This window comes from Pseudomonas frigoris (assembly GCF_047758635.1).
Classification (GTDB): domain Bacteria; phylum Pseudomonadota; class Gammaproteobacteria; order Pseudomonadales; family Pseudomonadaceae; genus Aquipseudomonas; species Aquipseudomonas frigoris.
Window position 1 is genome coordinate 1,861,493 of the sequence record NZ_CP180479.1, and the last position, 19,162, is coordinate 1,880,654.

General features: G+C 59.1%; 16 protein-coding genes, 4 tRNA genes and 1 pseudogene. 10 read left to right on the forward strand and 11 right to left on the reverse strand.

Annotation, left to right across the window (positions count from 1 at the left end):
- Positions 1-168 precede the first annotated feature (168 nt).
- Together ACMXYH_RS08405 and ACMXYH_RS08410 are read right to left on the reverse strand one after the other, a co-directional pair.
- On the reverse strand, positions 169-1,221 hold the full coding sequence (locus ACMXYH_RS08405; protein WP_415766818.1) for a sensor histidine kinase: 1,053 nt from the start codon (positions 1,219-1,221) through the stop codon (positions 169-171).
- Positions 1,221-1,979, reverse strand: a complete 759-nt coding sequence (locus tag ACMXYH_RS08410; RefSeq protein ID WP_129437510.1) for a response regulator — start codon at positions 1,977-1,979, stop codon at positions 1,221-1,223. Before ACMXYH_RS08410 ends, ACMXYH_RS08405 begins: the two co-directional genes overlap by 1 nt.
- A 293-nt stretch (positions 1,980-2,272) precedes the next feature.
- On the opposite strand from ACMXYH_RS08410, the gene pyrF reads away from it, so the two are divergent.
- Positions 2,273-2,971 carry an orotidine-5'-phosphate decarboxylase gene (gene pyrF / locus ACMXYH_RS08415; RefSeq protein WP_008148060.1) on the forward strand — a complete coding sequence of 233 codons (699 nt, stop codon included), beginning with the start codon at positions 2,273-2,275 and terminating at the stop codon, positions 2,969-2,971.
- A gap of 123 nt (positions 2,972-3,094) precedes the next feature.
- On the opposite strand, the gene ACMXYH_RS08420 is transcribed toward pyrF, so the two are convergent.
- Both ACMXYH_RS08420 and ACMXYH_RS08425 read right to left on the reverse strand, forming a co-directional pair.
- Positions 3,095-4,099 carry an NADP-dependent oxidoreductase gene (locus ACMXYH_RS08420; RefSeq protein ID WP_415766819.1) on the reverse strand — a complete coding sequence of 335 codons (1,005 nt, stop codon included), beginning with the start codon at positions 4,097-4,099 and terminating at the stop codon, positions 3,095-3,097.
- Positions 4,096-4,233, reverse strand: coding sequence for a hypothetical protein (locus ACMXYH_RS08425; protein ID WP_165353229.1), 138 nt, complete (start codon positions 4,231-4,233; stop codon positions 4,096-4,098). The genes ACMXYH_RS08420 and ACMXYH_RS08425 overlap by 4 nt, the downstream gene beginning before the upstream one ends.
- Positions 4,234-4,334: 101 nt before the next feature.
- On the opposite strand from ACMXYH_RS08425, the gene ACMXYH_RS08430 reads away from it, so the two are divergent.
- The 4 genes and pseudogenes from ACMXYH_RS08430 to ACMXYH_RS08445 all read left to right on the forward strand — a co-directional run bounded on the left by ACMXYH_RS08430 (position 4,335) and on the right by ACMXYH_RS08445 (position 8,745).
- On the forward strand, positions 4,335-5,096 hold the full coding sequence (locus ACMXYH_RS08430; protein ID WP_415766820.1) for an SDR family oxidoreductase: 762 nt from the start codon (positions 4,335-4,337) through the stop codon (positions 5,094-5,096).
- 184 nt (positions 5,097-5,280) lie between these two features.
- On the forward strand, positions 5,281-6,672 hold the full coding sequence (locus ACMXYH_RS08435; RefSeq protein ID WP_415766821.1) for a PLP-dependent aminotransferase family protein: 1,392 nt from the start codon (positions 5,281-5,283) through the stop codon (positions 6,670-6,672).
- A 147-nt stretch (positions 6,673-6,819) separates the two neighbouring features.
- Positions 6,820-7,884, forward strand: a pseudogene (locus ACMXYH_RS08440) (HAMP domain-containing protein); the annotation flags it as partial.
- A complete protein-coding gene (locus tag ACMXYH_RS08445; protein ID WP_375154723.1) occupies positions 7,882-8,745 on the forward strand; it encodes a methyl-accepting chemotaxis protein in 864 nt (287 codons plus the stop codon). The pseudogene ACMXYH_RS08440 and the gene ACMXYH_RS08445, both read left to right, overlap by 3 nt.
- Positions 8,746-8,898: 153 nt before the next feature.
- On the opposite strand, the gene ACMXYH_RS08450 is transcribed toward ACMXYH_RS08445, so the two are convergent.
- The gene (locus ACMXYH_RS08450) at positions 8,899-9,657 is read right to left on the reverse strand and encodes a hypothetical protein (RefSeq protein ID WP_178082656.1); all 759 of its coding nucleotides are present in this window, start codon (positions 9,655-9,657) and stop codon (positions 8,899-8,901) included.
- A gap of 393 nt (positions 9,658-10,050) precedes the next feature.
- Between ACMXYH_RS08450 and ACMXYH_RS08455 the strand changes: the two genes are divergently transcribed.
- The 4 genes from ACMXYH_RS08455 to ACMXYH_RS08470 all read left to right on the forward strand — a co-directional run bounded on the left by ACMXYH_RS08455 (position 10,051) and on the right by ACMXYH_RS08470 (position 10,465).
- Positions 10,051-10,126: transfer RNA gene (locus ACMXYH_RS08455), tRNA-Glu, on the forward strand.
- Positions 10,127-10,129: 3 nt separating this feature from the next.
- A tRNA-Gly gene (locus ACMXYH_RS08460) sits at positions 10,130-10,205 on the forward strand.
- Positions 10,206-10,310: 105 nt separating this feature from the next.
- Positions 10,311-10,386, forward strand: a tRNA-Glu gene (locus tag ACMXYH_RS08465).
- Between the two features lie 3 nt (positions 10,387-10,389).
- Positions 10,390-10,465, forward strand: a tRNA-Gly gene (locus tag ACMXYH_RS08470).
- Between the two features lie 301 nt (positions 10,466-10,766).
- Here the strand turns inward: ACMXYH_RS08470 and ACMXYH_RS08475 are convergent.
- The 4 genes from ACMXYH_RS08475 to ACMXYH_RS08490 all read right to left on the reverse strand — a co-directional run bounded on the left by ACMXYH_RS08475 (position 10,767) and on the right by ACMXYH_RS08490 (position 14,830).
- Complete coding sequence (locus tag ACMXYH_RS08475; RefSeq protein ID WP_415766822.1) at positions 10,767-12,506, reverse strand: dipeptidase; 1,740 nt, start codon at positions 12,504-12,506, stop codon at positions 10,767-10,769.
- A 197-nt stretch (positions 12,507-12,703) separates the two neighbouring features.
- Positions 12,704-13,339 carry a LysE family translocator gene (locus tag ACMXYH_RS08480; protein ID WP_129437498.1) on the reverse strand — a complete coding sequence of 212 codons (636 nt, stop codon included), beginning with the start codon at positions 13,337-13,339 and terminating at the stop codon, positions 12,704-12,706.
- A gap of 1 nt (position 13,340) precedes the next feature.
- Entirely contained in the window at positions 13,341-14,111 is a 771-nt protein-coding gene (locus tag ACMXYH_RS08485; RefSeq protein WP_056742718.1) for a 2OG-Fe(II) oxygenase, read from the reverse strand.
- 92 nt (positions 14,112-14,203) lie between these two features.
- Positions 14,204-14,830, reverse strand: coding sequence for an alanyl-tRNA editing protein (locus tag ACMXYH_RS08490; RefSeq protein WP_129437496.1), 627 nt, complete (start codon positions 14,828-14,830; stop codon positions 14,204-14,206).
- 91 nt (positions 14,831-14,921) lie between these two features.
- On the opposite strand from ACMXYH_RS08490, the gene ACMXYH_RS08495 reads away from it, so the two are divergent.
- Entirely contained in the window at positions 14,922-15,920 is a 999-nt protein-coding gene (locus ACMXYH_RS08495) for a LysR family transcriptional regulator (protein ID WP_129437494.1), read from the forward strand.
- A gap of 167 nt (positions 15,921-16,087) precedes the next feature.
- On the opposite strand, the gene ACMXYH_RS08500 is transcribed toward ACMXYH_RS08495, so the two are convergent.
- Both ACMXYH_RS08500 and ACMXYH_RS08505 read right to left on the reverse strand, forming a co-directional pair.
- On the reverse strand, positions 16,088-16,495 hold the full coding sequence (locus ACMXYH_RS08500; protein WP_415766823.1) for a PA2817 family protein: 408 nt from the start codon (positions 16,493-16,495) through the stop codon (positions 16,088-16,090).
- Between the two features lie 86 nt (positions 16,496-16,581).
- Positions 16,582-19,029, reverse strand: a complete 2,448-nt coding sequence (locus tag ACMXYH_RS08505) for an acyl-CoA dehydrogenase (protein ID WP_415766824.1) — start codon at positions 19,027-19,029, stop codon at positions 16,582-16,584.
- Positions 19,030-19,162: the final 133 nt, after the last annotated feature.

Below are 19,162 nucleotides of genomic sequence, written 5' to 3' on the forward strand. Positions count from 1 at the left end.
GAGGTTTGTACCGAGCGGTACACAGAGCACGACAGATCCGTGTAGCAGCTGGCGAAGCCTGCGTTCGGCTGCGAAGCAGTCGTGAGACCATCCATCGCGGTGTTTCAGGACGATTGATGTGGCAGGATCTACGACTGCTTCGCAGCCGAACGCAGGCTTCGCCAGCTGCTACAAGGATCGAGGTAGCCGTATAACGGCGGTCAAGCCACCACCGGGGGTTTCTTCCAGGCTCAACTGCCCACCCAGGCGTTCGGCCGCTTCGCGGGCGATGGTCATGCCCAGCCCGACGCCACCGGAGTTGCGGTTGCGCGAACCTTCCAGACGAAAGAACGGCTCGAACACGGCTTCACGTTTATCCGCCGCAATACCCGGTCCATGGTCGATGACCCGGATCACCAGGGTTTCGCGCGTGTCTTCAAGCGTAATCATTGCCTGCCCGGCATAACGCAGGGCATTGTCCAGCAGGTTGTTGATGCACGAGCGCAAGGCCATCGGCTGCACTTGCAGCGGCGCGCAGTGGCCGCTGGTGAGCACATCGGCGCCCTGGTCCTGGGCGTTTTCACTCAGGGATTCGACCAGCGCCTGCACATCCATCCATTGCACAACTTCACTGGTCCGCTGTTCATGCAGGTAAGTGAGGGTGGCGTCGAGCATGCCGATCATGTCGTCCAGATCCTGACGCATCTGGCCTTGCAATTTGTTGTCGTCGATCTGCTCCAGCCGCAGCTTGAGCCGCGACAGCGGCGTGCGCAGGTCATGGGAGACGGCGCCCAGCATCCGCGAACGTTGCTGCACTTGTTCACGAATGCGTTGCTGCATCTTGTTGAAGGTGTGTGCCGCTTGCCGTGCTTCCCGTGGGCCGGACTCATCCAGAGGCGGGCTGTCGAGGTTTTCGCTCAGTCGCTCGGCAGCATCGCTCAGGCGCTGGATCGGCCGGCTCAACAGTTTGGCACCGTACCAGGCGGCGATGATCAGCGAGACCAGTTGAAAGGTCAGCGGCACCAAGGGGCCGCCGAACCACGGCCGCGGTGGCCGATTTACGAAGCGCGGGTCCATCGGCGGGCGCTGTCCGTCGAAGTTTTCGGAAAACCCCGGCGGCGGAGGGGGCGGCGGCGGGCCGTAATAGTGAAACCAGAAAAACGCCAACAAGTGCGCCAGGATGATCGCCACCAGCAGCATGCCAAACAGGCGGCCGAAGAGCGTATCGAAGCGCGCACGCATCAACCGATGTCTCTGGCGTCGAACAGATAACCCTCACCGCGAACGGTCTTGATCAGCTGCGGGGCTTTCGGGTCATCACCAAGTTTCTGGCGCAAGCGCGAGACCAGCAAGTCGATGCTGCGATCAAAGGCTTCGATCGAGCGACCGCGAGCGGCGTCCAGCAGTTGTTCGCGGCTGAGTACCCGGCGCGGACGTTCGATGAACACCCAGAGCAAACGGAACTCGGCGTTGGACAGCGGCACCACCAGGCCATCAGCGGCGATCAACTGACGCAGCACGCTGTTCAGGCGCCAGTTGTCGAAACGGATGTTCGCCCGTTGTTCAGTGCGATCGTCGCGCACCCGGCGCAGGATAGTCTGGATGCGCGCCACCAATTCTCGCGGTTCGAACGGCTTGGCCATATAGTCGTCGGCGCCCAGTTCCAGGCCGATGATCCGGTCGGTCGGCTCGCAGCGGGCGGTGAGCATCAGAATCGGGATGTCCGATTCGGCGCGTAGCCAGCGGCACAGTGACAAACCGTCTTCGCCGGGCAGCATCAGGTCGAGCACCACCACGTCGAAATGCTCCGCGTGCAGCGCCAGGCGCATCGCGGCGCCATCGGTGACGCCGCTGGCATGAATGTTGAACCGGGCCAGATAGTCGATCATCAGTTCGCGGATCGGGACGTCATCGTCGACGATCAGGGCGCGAATGCTCCAGCGTTTGTCGTCGTCGGGCGCTTTTTGATCGTCGTTCACAGGTGCGTGGAGGTTGTGCATGCGTGTGTTCATCTGCCAGGTAGGCTGCCAACCACAAAGATGGGCTGCGAGGTTGTGGTTTCAGCATAGGCGTCCGGCCCGGAGGCGGGAAGTGCTGTAAGGACGTGTTGCGGCTGCCGAAGGTAACGTTGAAGGGTGTTGCAGGCGTGTCATGTGTGTATCTGACTCGACACATTTGGCGCAAGGGCTAGTCTTGCTTGAGCCGCCTCGACGAATTACCGATCATCGGGTCCCGCAGAGGCGCTGGTTCCGCTACAATGCGCGCCGATTTCGACCTGCCTGAGAGCCCACTCATGTCCGCCTGCCAGACTCCTATCATCGTCGCCCTGGATTTTCCCACCCGTGACGCCGCACTGAAGCTGGCCGATCAGTTGGACCCGAAGCTGTGCCGGGTCAAAGTCGGTAAAGAACTGTTCACCAGCTGCGCTTCGGAAATCGTTGGCACCCTGCGTGACAAGGGTTTCGAAGTGTTCCTGGACCTCAAGTTCCATGACATCCCGAACACCACCGCCATGGCCGTCAAGGCGGCTGCTGAGATGGGCGTGTGGATGGTCAATGTGCACTGCTCCGGTGGTTTGCGCATGATGGCCGCGTGCCGCGAAGTGCTCGACCAGCGCACCGGTCCGAAACCACTGCTGATTGGCGTGACCGTGCTGACCAGCATGGAGCGTGAGGATCTGGCGGGTATCGGTCTGGATATCGAGCCGCAGGAGCAAGTGTTGCGCCTGGCCGCGTTGGCGGAAAAAGCCGGGATGGACGGTCTGGTGTGCTCGGCCCTGGAAGCCCAGGCCCTGAAATCGGCGCACCCGTCGCTGCAACTGGTGACCCCGGGGATTCGTCCGGCGGGCAGCGCCCAGGACGATCAGCGCCGCATTCTGACGCCGCGTCAGGCGCTGGATGCCGGTTCCGATTATCTGGTGATCGGCCGTCCGATCAGCCAGGCCGCGGACCCGGCCAAGGCGTTGGCAGCCGTAGTCGCCGAACTGGCCTGACCCAACACCGAAGATCAAAATGTGGGAGCGGGCTTGCTCGCGAAGGCGGAGTGTCAGTCAACGTTGATGTCGGCTGACACTCCGCCTTCGCGAGCAAGCCCGCTCCCACATTTATAGTTGGGGTTAAACCTTCAACACCAACTTCCCGAAATTCTCACCGCTGAACAACTTCATCAGCGTCTCCGGGAACGTCTCCAGTCCTTCAACAATATCTTCCTTGCTCTTGAGCTGCCCCTTGGCCATCCAGCCGGCCATTTCCTGCCCGGCGGCGGCGAACTGCGCGGCATAGTCCATCACCACAAAACCTTCCATCCGCGCGCGGTTGACCAGTAGCGACAGGTAGTTGGCCGGGCCTTTGACCGCTTCCTTGTTGTTGTACTGGCTGATGGCGCCACAGATCACTACCCGCGCCTTCATGGCCAGGCGACTCAACACCGCGTCGAGGATATCGCCGCCGACGTTATCGAAATACACATCGACACCTTTCGGACATTCGCGCTTGAGGCCGGCGTGGACGTCTTCGTTTTTGTAATCGATGGCACCGTCAAAACCCAGTTCGTCGATCAGGAACTGGCACTTGTCCGCGCCCCCGGCAATGCCGACTACCCGGCAACCTTTGATCTTGGCGATCTGCCCGGCAATGCTGCCCACCGCACCCGCAGCACCTGACAACACCACGGTGTCACCCGCCTTAGGCGCGCCGACATCGAGCAGGGCGAAATAGGCGGTCATCCCGGTCATGCCCAGCGCCGACAGATAGCGCGGCAGAGGCGCCAGTTTCGGATCGACCTTGTAGAAACCTCGTGGCTCGCCGAGGAAGTAATCCTGCACCCCCAAGGCACCGTTGACGTAGTCCCCGACCGCGAAACCCGGATTATTCGAGGCAACGACTTTGCCTACGCCCAATGCGCGCATGACTTCGCCGATACCGACCGGCGGGATGTAGGACTTGCCCTCGTTCATCCAGCCACGCATGGCGGGGTCCAGGGACAGGTATTCGTTTTTGACCAGGATCTGACCCGCAGCCGGTTCGCCGACTGGTACTTCTTGATAGGAGAAGGTCTCGCGGGTCGCCGCGCCCACCGGACGTTTGGCGAGCAGGAACTGGCGATTGGTCTGGGTAGTCATGACAGGCACTCAAGATGAATGAAGACTTGTTGATAGACCTTCATGGTCGATGCCGCAAGTTTGGCTGATGCGGCGAATGCATATCGATCCAGTGCAGTGATAGTCGAACCGGCGGTTTTATCACTGTCACTCATGGGCACCCAACCGGCCTTCTGATAGTGCTGCCGCGCCGCAGGCCCTTGTGGCTAGATTGCGAATACGCGATCCCCCGCATCTTCTCTTCGAGGACATAACAATGAGCATGACGTTTTCTGGCCAGATCGCCGTGGTGACGGGCGCCGCCAATGGCATTGGCCGCGCGACCGCCCAGGCATTCGCTGCTGAAGGCTTGAAAGTGGTAGTGGCCGACCTGGATGCGGCGGGTGGTGAGGGCACGGTGGCGCTGATTCGTACCGCTGGCGGTGAAGCCACTTTCGTGCGCTGCAACGTCACGCTGGAAAGCGATGTAAAAAATCTGATGGACGAGGTGGTCAATACCTACGGCCGTCTCGACTATGCCTTCAACAATGCCGGCATCGAGATCGAGAAAGGCAAACTGGCCGAAGGCACGGTCGATGAGTTCGACGCGATCATGGGCGTCAACGTTAAAGGCGTCTGGTTGTGCATGAAGTACCAGTTGCCCTTACTGCTGGCCCAGGGCGGCGGTGCAATCGTCAATACCGCTTCGGTAGCCGGCCTCGGGGCTGCGCCGAAGATGAGCATTTACGCGGCGTCGAAACATGCGGTGATCGGCCTGACCAAATCGGCAGCCATCGAATACGCCAAGAAAAAGATTCGCGTGAACGCGGTGTGTCCGGCAGTGATCGACACCGACATGTTCCGCCGTGCCTATGAAGCCGACCCGAAGAAAGGCGAGTTCGCCAATGCCATGCACCCGGTCGGGCGCATCGGCAAGGTCGAGGAAATCGCCAGCGCGGTGCTGTACCTGTGCAGCGACGGCGCAGCATTCACCACAGGGCATTCACTGGCGGTGGACGGTGGCGTCACGGCGTTCTGAAACCAGGCACTGCAACGTAGGAAAAAACCCGCATTTGTGCGGGTTTTTTTTCGGTTCCTTAAAGGTGCCGGACAATGTGTTTCAAATGGTTAGAACCGATGGTTTTAGCGGCGTTGTCGCACAGCTGATTGACCGCTCCTGTGATTAACTGTTTCCCGCAAAACGGACAGGAGTTTGCTTGCTCATGGAGTTGAGAATCGATCGACAGGCATTGGTGCCGGTCGTACAGCAAATCGTCGACGCGCTAGCCTGCTGGCTTTGCCGTGGCGAGGTGCCACCGGGGACGCGTTTGCCTTCCGTGCGGCAAATCGCCCGGATCAATTTGCTCAGTCAGTCCAGCGTCGTTGAGGCCTGTGAGCGTCTGGTGGCTCAAGGGGTGCTGGCGTCGCGTCATGGCGCCGGTTTCATTGTCGCCATGCCAGCGCTGGCCGCTCAGGGGCAACAGGATTGCCCCTGGTTCGAGGGGGCAGAAACGAAGCAGTGCGGCACTTCGGGCGAACTCAAACTGGGGTGTGGCGGACTGCCCGAGAGCTGGCGCGAAACTGACGACCTGAGCTACGCGATCCGCCAGGTCAGCCGCACCGACATGGCCGGTCTGTTCAACTACAGCACGCCGCTGGGCCTGCCAGCCTTGCGCCAGCAGATCCACAAGCGCCTGAAACAGCTCGATATCCTGGTGGAGGAAAGCCGGATCCTGACAACGGCGGGGGCCAGTCAGGGGCTGGACCTGATCGTGCGGACCTTGTTCAAGCCGGGTGATTGCGTGGTGGTGGAGAATCCCGGTTATTCCTTGCTGTTCGACCTGCTCAGGCTGCACGGTGTCAGCATGATCGAGGTGCCGCGAACCCCGCGCGGGCCGGACATTGAAGCGCTTGAGGCGCTGCTGGTTAAGTACAGACCTTGCGGGGTCTTCATCAATAGCTTCTATCACAATCCCACTGGCAGCAGCCTGGCGCCGGCGGTGGCGCAGCGTGTTCTGCAACTGGCCAAAACCTATGGCCTTCTGGTAATCGAGGATGACGTCTATGCGGATTTGCACAGCGGCCCCGGTACGCGCCTCGCTGCGTTGGGTATCGATGACAACGTGATCTACGTCGGCAGCTACTCCAAAACCCTCAGCAGTTCGTTGCGGGTCGGTTTTGTAGTGGCCGGCGCCGGGGTTATTTCGCAGCTGGCCGAGGTCAAAATGATCAGCAGCATGGGCGCTTCACGGTTTTGCGAGTCGGTGCTGGCAAGCCTTTTAGCCAGCGGTGCCTACCGCAAATTGGTCCAGCGCCAGCGCCAGCGTTTGAGCAATGACAGGGAGGCTGCGTTGCAAGTGCTTGAAGACGCCGAATGGGAGGTTTTCGGTAAGCCGGTTGGAGGCCTGTTCATCTGGGCGCGATCGCGGATGTCCGACTACGCTCAGGTGCGCAAACAAGCCCAGCGCTTCGGTGTCCTGTTGTCTTCTGCGACGGCATTCAGTCCCACCGCAGAGGCCAGTGACTGGCAGCGTATCAATGTGGCCTATGCCTGTGATCCGCGAGCCCGGGCGTTTTTTCAGGCCACCGCTCTGGATCGACCTCAAGCGTTCTGAAAACGACGTAAGCGTAGCTTTTTGCCATTATTCCGACGCCAGAGACTTGTGTTGATACAGGCCCGTTGCGAATCTGCGTTAACAGACTATGTCAGGGGACTAAGTGCAATGATTTCGGCCGTGCAAGGACGTTTTGCCAACCTCGGTATGGCAAAAAAACTGGGTGTCGGGTTTGTACTGGTGCTGCTGTTGACAGCCTTGGTGGCGGCCATCGGCGTATGGTCCTTGCAAACCATCAGCCAGCGCTTCGACGGGCTCAAGCAGATGTCGTCGCTCAACAGCGGTTTGCTCAAGGTGAGACTGCTCGAGCAGGAATACGCCTTGCACGGCAACCCGAAAACCGCCGATGCCCTGCACGAGGGCGTTGACGGCCTGATCGCCCTGGCAACCCAACTGAAAACGGCGTCTGCGGCCAACGTGCCGGTGATGAATGACGTCGAGCAGTCCTTGGGGGCTTACCGCAAGGCCTTTGACGAGTTCGTTTCGCTCAGCCAGGCCAAGGACCTGGCGCTGGAGATGGCCAGTTGGTCAGTGTCCAGCGTGGCCAATAATCTTGACGTGTTGCAGGCCGGGCTGGCCGATGACGGCGCTTATGCCTTGAAGGAATCCGAAGGCAAGGACGGGGGGCAGTTTATCGAGCAGGCCAATCAGGTCAGCCAGGTGTCACGGTTGATGTTGCAAGCCATGAACGAAGCACGTGTGCGCCTGGACCTGAGCCGCAAGGGCGACGACAGCGCAGGGCAGGGCAAGATCGAGCAGGCCGACCAGGCACTGACCCAGGCCGAGCAACTGAAAACCACGGTCAAGGATGAGGGTTACCAGACGGTCCTCAATGAAGTGGTCGGGCACATTGGCGGATTCAGCGAAAAACTGGCCGAGTACACGGGCCTGCTGGCGCAGGAAAAGACTGTCTATGAGCAGCTGCATCAGCGCGCCGCTCAGGTGGTGGAGCGGGTGGATCAGGCCTATGTCGCCGAAGACCAGTCGATGCAGGCAGAGCTGAAAAAGAACTCGCTGCTGATCATCGGTTCCTCGGCGCTGGCGCTGCTGGTCGGGCTGATTGCGGCCTGGGTGATTACCCGGTTGATCGTGGCACCGTTGCGCAGGGTGATCCGTGTTGCTCAACAGATTGCTTCTGGCGATTTGAGTGCGACGGTTGAAGTGACCCGTCGTGATGAAATCGGGCAGCTGATGCAGGCCATGCAGCAGATGGGCGCGGGGCTTAGCAGTATTGTCAGCGGTTTGCAGGCGGGTATCGAACAGTTGGCCAGTTCGGCGCAGTCGCTGTCGGCGGTGACCGAGCAGACCAACCTTGAAGTCAGCAGCCAGAAGGAAGAAACCGAACAGGTCGCTACCGCGATGAATCAGATGACCGCCACCGTGCACGACGTTGCGCGTAACGCGGAGGAAGCCGCTCAGGCGGCGCAGACGGCGGACGGCAAGGTTGAAAGTGGTCAGCAGGTGGTGCGCCAGAGCATGGCGCGGATCGAGCAGTTGGCGGATTCAGCCACCTCGGCCAGTTCGAGCATCGAAAGTTTGAGTGCGGAAATCCAGAACATCGGCACAGTGCTGAGCGTCATCAAGAGTGTGGCTGAACAGACCAATCTGTTGGCCCTCAACGCCGCGATCGAGGCGGCTCGAGCCGGCGAGCAGGGCAGGGGCTTTGCGGTAGTCGCCGATGAAGTGCGGGCCCTGGCCAAGCGTACTCAACAATCGACCGAGGAGATTGAACGACTGGTGAGCGCCTTGCGTTCGGCGGCTCAGTCTTCTGTTCAGCAAATTCAGAACAGTGGCGAGCTGGTGAAGCTGGCGGTGAGTGATGCGTTGCAGACTGAGAGTGCGCTGGGGAGTATTGCAGCAGCAGTGTCTTTGATTCAGCAGATGAACCAGCAGATTGCAGCGGCTGCCGAGGAGCAGAGTTCGGTGGCTGAGGAGATTAATCGCAGTGTCACGAGTATTCGGGCCAGTGCGGATCAGTCTTCGTTGGCGATGCAGGGGAATGCGGCTTCCAGTATTGAGTTGGCGCAGTTGGGGGTTGAGTTGAAGGGGATGGTGGGGCACTTTCGGCTTTGAGGCGTACACCTATCAACTGTGGGAGCCGGGCTTGTCGGGTCGCCGCATCGCCGCGATGGCGGCCTGACAGTCGACCTATCCTTCCTGGGTGTACACGCCAAACTCAGCGCAAAAAAAAGCCACCTGCTTAGGTGGCTTTTCTACTTTCTTTGATCAGTCGTAGATCACTTTTTTCTTCCAGTCCGCATCGGCCTCGACGTCTTTGAGGCCTTCGGTCAGCTGGTTCACTTCGCCTTCTACCGGGGCGATGTTGTCCATGACTTGTGCGTTGGCGCGAGCCAGGAGTTTTTCCAGGTATTCCAGTTGTTCGGCGTAGACCTGCGGTTCCTGTTGTTTGCGCAGGTATTGCACGCCCCGTTCGAATGCCAGGCGGGCCTGGCCGGGCTGGTTCTGTTGCAGGGCGTGCTGGCCGAGGTTGTTGAAGAACTCGATGTGCAGCAGGACCAGGATGTGGCGAACTTCGCGGATCCAGCGTTTGGCTTCGTTGGTTGGCAGGAAGCCGTCCTGTGCGGCGCGGGTGATTTGGCCGTGCAGGGCTTCGAGCAGGAAACGTACGTCCTTGGCTTTGGCTTCGGTCTGGATCGGTGCCGGCGGGTTGTTGACCGGGATCGATTCGCCCTGGCCAACCAGGGCGTTCAGTTCGCCAATCCGTGCCTTGAGGTTGGAGCTGGTTTTTTCCAGATGGAGCAGGCGTTGGCAGACGTTCAGTTCCAGGCGGGTCAACAGCAGCTTGAGTGCCGGTGTCATCAATTGGCCCGGAAAGGTCTCGGTGATTTCGCCGCAACGACGCAGACGATCGTTGAGCTCAACTTTGGCGCGGGCCTTTTCCAGCTTATTGTTTTCCACCACATGGTTCATGTAGCCAATGGCGATCAATAGTGCGATCCCGGCTACGACTAGCAGGGTGATCATGAGTGGTGTCACCGGTAAGACCTCTTTATGGGGTTCGCGTGCGAGTGTAGTGGCTTGGCATTGGGACGCATAGCGCCGCTCGGCGAGTTGAATCGGCTACTGCACTGCCTGTATCGGCCGCGTCCCTGCTTATATAAGTAATAGCGTGCGAGGTGCACATTGCCATCATCTTTGGCGTGGGTGGACTATAACGTCTTGGCGGGTGTCAGAATATAGGCGTCAAACCCCGGGCGACGAAAAAGCCCGATTAGTGTCTGAAAGCGGGGCGAAGTCATTGATTTAAATAAATTTATATCTGGGGGTTGACGACCCCTCAATCCATCCATAGAATGCGCGCCACTTACAGCGTAAAGCACACAGCGAAACGCGGTAGGGAGTGAATGTTGTACGTGTGTCCCCTTCGTCTAGTGGCCTAGGACACCGCCCTTTCACGGCGGTAACAGGGGTTCGAGTCCCCTAGGGGACGCCATATGCGGGAATAGCTCAGTTGGTAGAGCACGACCTTGCCAAGGTCGGGGTCGCGAGTTCGAGTCTCGTTTCCCGCTCCAATTTTAAACAGCGTTGCTTTCGGGCAGGGCTGAGTGAAACCAGAACCAGCATCTTCGGATGCGGATTTGGGCACTGAAATACACACCATGTGTTTCAGTTAGCGTGTCCCCTTCGTCTAGTGGCCTAGGACACCGCCCTTTCACGGCGGTAACAGGGGTTCGAGTCCCCTAGGGGACGCCATTTGCGGGAATAGCTCAGTTGGTAGAGCACGACCTTGCCAAGGTCGGGGTCGCGAGTTCGAGTCTCGTTTCCCGCTCCATATTTAACGAAAACGCCGCTCAGCAATGAGCGGCGTTTTTGTTTGTGCATTTTTTATGGCGCAACAAAAAAGAACCTTAGTTTGGTCAGGTAGGCGACAACGCACTTTGTAGCAGCAGGCGTAGCCTGCGTCCGGCTGCGTAGCAGTCGTAAATCCTGTACGCACGGATTTCCTGAAACACCGCACCGTCTGATTTCACGACTGCTGCGCAGCCGGACGCAGGCTTCGCCAGCTACAGATTGTGTCGTTCTCTGTGGCCTTTTTTGTTTGGACCCGCCAGCATGGCGGGTCCGGCAAGCGATCAGAGTTTCGGCAACTGCCCGATGCGCCCCATCATCTCGGTCACGATCTGCAGATCCAGCAGGAACTGGTCGACGGTCTTGAACTCGTTGTCAGTGTGGCCGGTGTACTTGACCTCGGGCCTGGCCAGGCCGAATTGCACGCCATTGGGCAGTTCATGGACCGAGGTGGCGCCGGCGGAAGTACCGAACTTGTGCTCCATGCCAAGGTTTTCGCTGGCTACAGCCTGCAGGGCCTTGACCCATTCACCCTCAGGATTGCGGTACATCGGCTCGGCGATCGAGTAGTCGATGGCTACCGCGACGTGGGTCTTCTTGCTCCAGGCATCAAGCTTGTCGGCGATTTCGGTCTTGAGCGTTTCCGGCGACTTACCCTTTGGCACGCGCAGGTTTACCGCGAGCTTGAAGACTTTTTCATCCATTGCGACATAAGTCAGGGAAGCGGTCAGCGGTCCCATGAAGGCATCGGAAAAGCCGACCGCCAATTTGCCACCCAGGTAATCCAGCCCCCAGTTGTCGGCGGCGTAGCGGGCGGCGTCGGTAATGTGGTTGTGCTTGAGCGCAACTTTTCCGTCGAGGCTGTTGATGAAGTCCAGCATCCTGGCTACCGGGTTGACGCCTGACTCGGGCTCGGAGGAGTGGGCCGAAACGCCGGTGACCGTCAGCTTGACGTCCTTGCCGACGACCTTGGCGGTTACTTCGAAATTGCCGCCGTTGCGCTTGGCATAATCGCTACCTGCCTTCTGCAGGCTGGCGGCCAATTCAGCAGGCTTGTCACTTAAAAGGGTGGCGACCGATGTCGACGGAATCTGGTTGGTGGCCATGCCGCCCGTCATCGAGATGATTTCAGCGCCCTTGCCCTCTGCTTTGCGCTTGGCGAAGTTCGCCATGACGGTGCCGTAGCCTTTCTCGGCAATCACCACCGGGTAGCTGCCATCCAGCGCCAGGTTGTAGTTGGGTGTCGGGTTGTTTTCGAAGTAATAGGGGATGGCGTCGCCGGTGGTTTCTTCGGTGGTGTCGACCAGCAGCTTGAGATTCCTGGCCAGCGGCAGCTTCTCTTCCTTGATGATCTTCATGGCGTAGAGCGCTACCACGATGCCGTTCTTGTCATCCTCGGTACCCCGGCCATACATGCGGTCGCCGATCAGGGTGATTTTGAACGGATCGAGTCGGGTGCCGTCTTTCAGGACCCAGTTCTCCGGCGTCACGGGCACCACGTCGGCATGCGCGTGAATGCCCACGACTTCATCGCCACTGCCTTCCAGGGATATCTCATAGACGCGGTTGTCGATGTTGCGAAAATTCAGGTTGAAGGTCTGGGCAAGGCTCTTGATCTTGTCGGCGATCTTGATGAATTCGGGATTGTCGTGCTGGTCAACGCCATCCACACGGAAGGTCGGGATGGCCACCAACTCGCGCAGGGTCTCGGTGGCGGCGCTGCCGTACTTCACGCGAGCATAGAGGCCGAGCAGGCGATGGATCTCGTTCTGCTGTTCTGAAGAAAGGGTCTTGTTGTCGAGAAAGGCATTGATGGCCGGGCCGAGGTCGTCGGTTTTGCCAAGGTCGCTTTTGGCCAGGCCTCCCAGGAACTGCCTGAAATCCGTTACCGATTCGTCGCTGAAGGTCTTGAGGATGGCCGCGCTCTGTTGCGGGGTGATGTTAGCGTGCGCGGTCAGGGTGAACGACGAAAGGCTGGCCAGTATCAGGGTTGACGCGGCCAGGTGCTTGAGTGAGAAATTCATTGCTGAGGGCATTCCTTTGCAGGCAGTTTGTGAGAAGTTTCTGATCGATGAGACAGAAACGTTACCAAGCTAACACCACGAGAGAGCGATAGGGGAGTCCCCGAAGTGGGATCTGTCGCACAGAAATGCAAAAGCGGCGCAGAAACGAAAAAGGCCCGGCAGTCAGACTGAGCAGGCCTTTTGCAAGGGCGCAGGTTTTACATCGACAGAATCAGGCGCCCGGCGAACAGGATCAGAATCACCCCCATGGTGCGTTCGAACCAGTGCCCCATGCGCATAAACAGCAGCCGTACCCGGGCGCTGGAAAAGAACAGCGCGACGATCACAAACCACAGCGCATTCACAAAACACATCCAGATTCCGTAAAGCGCCTGGATCTTCAGTGGCGTTGTGGCGCTGATGATGGTGGTGAAGATCGCCAGGAAAAACAGTGTGGCTTTCGGGTTGGTCGCGTTGGTCAGGAATCCGGTGGTAAATGCCTTCAGCAATGTTTGTTCTACGGCCGGTTCGTCAGGTTTGTCGCCTTCCAGTACGGTCTTGGGCTTGCTGCGAAGCAGGCTGACGCCGAGATACAAAATGTAAGCGCCACCCACAACCTTGGCCACCGTCAGCAGCCAAGGCGTCGTGTGCATCAGCGCGCCGACGCCAAGCAGGGTGTAAAGCACATGCACGGAAATACCCGCACCGATGCCCAGCGCCGTGCAAATCCCGACCAGTCGACCGAAGCGCACACTCTGACGGATGGTCACTGCGAAGTCCGGTCCGGGTGCAACCACGGCCAGAAAGTGGATAGTTGCCAGCGCCAGAAATTCGCCCAGATAATTCGAAAGCATCTCAACTCCAGAAAGTAAGGGGTGATGCATTGCCGCGATAGCCGACAAAGAACGAAAGGCTCAAGCGCGGATCAGCCACACCCGGTGTCACCGAGTGCATGCAGCGCGAATTGAACATGATGAAATCACCGGGCTCGGGAAGAATCTCCAGGGTCGGAGTCCCGAGCAGAGCCGGATCGATTCCGTAACTGTCGCCACGCATTTCGTCGAACTGGTCCGGAGAGATGTCGTGGTCCCACATCTGCAGTGCACCGCCCTCGGCGGGCATGTTCAGGTAAACATTGCAGGCGAACTGCGCTTCCAGGCTTTTGGCCTGGTAACTGTCCGGGGCGTCCTTGGCGAAAATGTCGTGGTGGGCCAGAAAACAGATCCCGGGTTTCACCACCCGGGACAGCCCGACATACATCTTGCGACCGTAGAGATTTTCCAGGTGCGCACCCGCCGGCCAGGACTCGTCGAGCATGCAGCGCAGGGTGTCGACGGGGGACGAATAGGGCGCACACCGGTTGCGCAATTCCGCAATGTTGCGGGTGGCGCGTTCGAAATAATCTTCGATCAGCAGCGGCTGGTTTTCCGCTTCATAAAACGCCATGCCGATGCGACCGATGCTCGGCGCATTGATATAGCCTTCGAAGCCAGGGGCGAGGATCTTGTCGCCAATCTGAATCGCCAGTGGCTTGGGCAACAAGCCTTTGACGCGGATGGCGAGGACTTCTTCGTTGGCTAGTTTTTTTATGCACGTCTCATCGAGACGCTCGACGTCAAGCATCATGTCTTAGGTCCATCTATCAGATAGTCAACAGAACCCGCGACCGCAGGTTCCCCCGGCGTCAGGCGATGACAGGAACGGCATCGCCCAAATGCTCAATCCACGCTGTAGTGGACTGACAGCGTTCCCTTCTTCAGTGAAAGGGAAGCGATCGTGACCGTGCCCAAATCCTTCAGGCTACGTACATGGGTGCCGCCGCAGCCGTAGGCGGGCAGTTCACCGAAACCGATTTCCCGGGCACCTTCACGCATCGACGTCAGGCGCGGCAAATCATGGGCGATCCACTGCTCGATACCGTGCTGAATCATCTCGGCATCAACCTCTTTTGCCGACTCTGCCGGCTTGAATTGCACGCGTCCTTCGCCCGGCCAGTGATGAGCCTTGATCGGCATCCACCCTAGCGCCTGAACAAAGTGGCCGATCAGGTGGCCGGCGGAATGCATTCGTGAATTGAACTGGCGGCGTTGTTCGTCGACCCGAATCTGAGTCATGCCCGGTTTTACCGGATGGTCGACGAAATGAATGATCCGGTCCGGATCCTGAACCACGCGCAGCACCCGGCTTTCGCCGATCCAGCCGGTGTCAAAGGGCTGGCCACCGCCTTGGGGATGAAACAACGTGGCGCGCAGCACCACGGCAAATTCGTTCTCGTGGGGCGTGCAATCCAGGACTTCCACATTGGCCTTGAGGTCATCACTATGGAAAAAGAGGCGAAGCGTCATATTCCATGCCCTTATTAACTATTCTATTTTTTATTATATGAAGCGTGGAATTGCGTGATAATCCGTTAAAACATCAAAGGACTGTTGCGCTGTGAGCATAAATCTTCCACTACCGCTGCTCGGTGAAATGGCGATCTTCGTCAAGGTTGTCGAGACTGGCAGCTTCTCCGAGGCTGCTCGACAGTTGGGTTCCTCCCCCTCGGCGGTCAGTCGAAGCATTTCGCGCCTGGAGAAGGCGCTCGCCACCCGTTTACTGCAGCGAACCACGCGCAAGTTGCGCTTGAGCGACGGTGGGGAAGAGGTGTTCAAGCGTTGCCAGGAGATGGTCAGCGCAGCCAAGTCGGTAATGGAAATCAGTGGCCAATTCACCCATGAAGCGGAAGGACTGGTGCGCGTCAGTGTGCCGAAGGCGGTGGGGCGTTTCGTGATTCATCCGCATATGCCGGAATTTTTGCGTCGTTATCCCAAAGTGGATGTGGAACTGTTGCTTGAGGACCGCCAGGTGGATTTGATCGACGACAACGTTGATCTGGCGATTCGTATTACAGATCGGCCGCCTGCCGGACTGGTCGGGCGGCAATTGCTGACCATCGATCATTTGCTCTGTGCAACGCCGCAATACCTGGCCGAACACGGCACGCCGACCCATCCCCACGACTTGCTCAACCACAGCTGCATCTACCTGGGCGAAACCCCGAGCGATGCACGCTGGAAATTCAAGAAAGGCACCAAGGCTGTCACCGTTGGCGTGCGCGGACGGTATGCGGCCAATCACACCGGCGTGCGGTTGGGCGCAGTGTTGCAGCACATCGGGATTGGCAGCCTGCCGTACTTCACCGCACGTTATGCGCTGGAGCAGGGGCTGATCGTGCAGGTGTTGCCGGACTGGACCTTTCTGGCTTCTTACCACGGCGGCGCCTGGTTGCTGCATTCGCCGACCCGTTATTTGCCACCGAAGCTACGGGTACTGATCGACTATCTGGTGGAGTGCCTGGAGAAGGAACCGACCCTGAGCAAGCCGGGTAAGCCTAATGCATTGGGCAGGGGCGCGGCAGAGTATGAGTTGCCCGAGAGTGATGGGTTGCTTTGACGGGCTTTTTCGCGAGCAAGCCCGCTCCCATACTTGATCGGCGGCGTACACAAACCAAATGTGGGAGCGGGCTTGCTCGCGAAGGCGTCCGCCCAAACACCCCATCACCCGGCAAAAAAAAGGCCCACATGTTCAACCATGCGGGCCTTTGCATTTCTGACCGAGGATCAGTGCTTGCTGTCGTCTTTCGACATCGCCAGCAGCTGTTTTTCCTGGTTCCAGTCGAAAGGTTCGTCGTTTTTTTCAGCTTCGAAACGACGTTCTTCCAGCGCCTGGTACAAGTCGATTTCATCGTCGGGCATGTAATGCAGACAGTCACCGGCGAAGTACCACAGCAGGTCGCGTGGTACCAGGTGGGCGATTTGCGGGTAGCGGGTGATCACCTGGCACAGAATGTCCTGGCCCAGGTATTGGCTTTCGATCGGGTCGACCGGCAGCAACGCACGCAGTTCGTCGAAGCGCTCCAGGAACAAGGCATGGCTTTCTTCGGGAACCTGTTCGGCCTCACCTACGGCGACCAGGATGCTGCGCAGGTGGTCGAGCAAGACAAGATGATCGGCAACGACATTGGACACGAGATAAGTCCTCAAGAGCAAAACGGGCGCGGGAGTATAAAGCGCCTGCGCCTTTTTTGCATGGTAGAGAGACATGGCTGGCTGGATCAGCGGACCTTTCCTTGCGCCAGCGCCAGTTCCTCTTTGTCGAAATCATCGACATCAATCACCTTGCGCCGCGCCGCTTCGGCGTCCCGCAGGGTCTGCGCTTCCACGGGCTGCAACACGCCAGCCTCAAGCGCTGCATCGATGACGTGTTCCCCGGCGACCGGTTTGACCTGACCGCTTTTGAGCGCGATATGAAGCTTTTTGCGCAGCGGTTGCGCGGCACTCAGCAGGTTACACGCATGTTGCAGGGCGCCGACCGGGTCATCAGTGGATTGCGGCCGGTAGCAACCGCCGAGCAACTCTTCCAGGGTCGGATCGCCCTTGGCGCGACCGATCACCGCCGCCACTTCGGCGCCGAGTTTGTCCGACGGCCCTTTATGACGACGGCCGAACGGGAACACGATCACCCGCAACAGGCAACCCAATACCTTGTTCGGGAAGTTGGTCAGCAGTTCATCCAGCGCTCGTTCCGACTGACCCAGGCTTTCTTCCATGGCCCAGGTAAACAGCGGCGCCATGTGCTCCGGTGAATCGAGGTCGTGGTAACGCTTGAGTGCGGCGGAGGCGAGGTACATGTTACTGAGCACATCCCCCAGACGTGCCGACAGACGTTCGCGTCGTTTCAATTCGCCACCCAGCAGCATCATGCTCAGGTCGGCGAGCATGGCGAACGCAGCAGCCTGGCGATTGAGGGCGCGGAAGTAACCCTGGCTGAGCTTGTCGCCTGGCGCGTGTTCGAAGTGACCGAAGCCAAGGTTCAGCACCAGCGTGCTGGCGGCGTTACTCACGGCGAAACCGATGTGCTTGAGCAGCAGGCCATCAAATTCGGTGAGGGCCTGGTCCTTGTCTTCACGACCGGCGAGGGCCATTTCCTTAAGCACGAATGGATGGCAGCGAATCGCACCCTGACCGAAGATCATCAGGTTGCGCGAGAGAATGTTCGCGCCTTCCACGGTGATGAAAATCGGCGCGCCGTTCCAGCTGCGACCGAGGTAGTTGTTCGGCCCCATGATGATTGCCTTGCCGCCATGAACATCCATGGCGTGGCTGATGCACTCGCGGCCGCGTTCAGTGAGGTGGTACTTGAGTATCGCCGACAGCACCGACGGTTTCTCGCCCAAATCCACCGCATTGGCCGTGAGCATCCGCGCCGCGTCCATCATCCAGGCGTTGCCGCCGATACGGGCCATCGCTTCCTGAATACCTTCGAAGGCTGACAGTGGGACATTGAATTGTTCACGGACCTGAGCGTACTGGCCGGTCACCAGACTGGTGAACTTGGCGGCACCGGTGCCGACCGCTGGCAACGAAATCGAACGCCCGACCGACAGGCAGTTCATCAGCATCATCCAGCCTTTGCCGATCATTTCCTGGCCGCCGATGAGGAACTCCAACGGTACGAATACATCTTTGCCGGAGTTCGGGCCGTTCATGAATGACGCGCCCAACGGCAAGTGGCGACGGCCGATTTCAACACCGGCGGTATCGGTCGGGATCAACGCCAGGCTGATCCCCAGGTCTTCCTCCTCACCCAGCAGGTGATCCGGGTCGTAGGCCTTGAACGCGAGGCCGAGCAGGGTGGCGACCGGTCCCAGCGTGATGTAACGCTTCTCCCAGTTCAGACGCAGGCCCAAGGTTTCCTTGCCTTCCCATTCACCTTTGCAGATCACCCCGGTGTCGGGCATGGAGCCGGCATCGGAGCCGGCCAGGGGGCCGGTCAGTGCGAAGCACGGGATGTCATCGCCGTGCGCCAGTCGTGGCAGGTAGTGGTTGCGTTGCTCGTCGGTGCCGTAATGCAGCAGCAGTTCGGCCGGGCCGAGGGAATTGGGGACCATCACGGTAGAAGCAAGGTCGCCGCTGCGGGTCGCCAGTTTCATCGCCACCTGGGAGTGGGCATAGGCGGAGAAACCTTTGCCGCCAAACTCCTTGGGAATGATCAGGGCGAAGAAGCCGTTTTCCTTGATGTAGGCCCAGGCTTCGGGAGGCAGGTCCATGGTTTGACCGATCTGCCAGTCGCTGACCATGGCGCAGAGTTCTTCGGTCGGGCCGTCGATAAAGGCCTGTTCCTCTTCGCTCAGCTGTGCTTTTGGATAGGACAGCAGTTTTTTCCAGTCCGGGCGACCGCTGAACAGTTCGCCGTCCCACCACACCGTGCCGGCATCGATTGCATCGCGCTCGGTTTGCGACATCGGCGGCAGGGTTTTCTGGAACCAACTGAACAGCGGCGCGCTGAAGTATTTGCGGCGCAGGTCGGGTAATAACAAGGGCGCTGCGACAACCGCGATCAACACCCACAGAACCAGCAGCAACCAGCCTGAAGCGCGGCTGAAAGCACCCATCGCCACCACGTAAACGGCAACGACGCACAGGGCGGGCAGCGGGGCGATACGACGGTGGGCTAAATAAGCAATCCCGACAACCAGAACCAGTATCCACAACAGCAGCATATTTAATCCTCCGTGAAACCAGGGCAAAACCAACTTTCAGAGCTTAGACGGCATCCGTAAAACAGGGTGGTCAGAGCGATGTGATTGAATTCGTGGGAAACCATGAATGAGTTTTGTAGGCATGGTGGGCAAC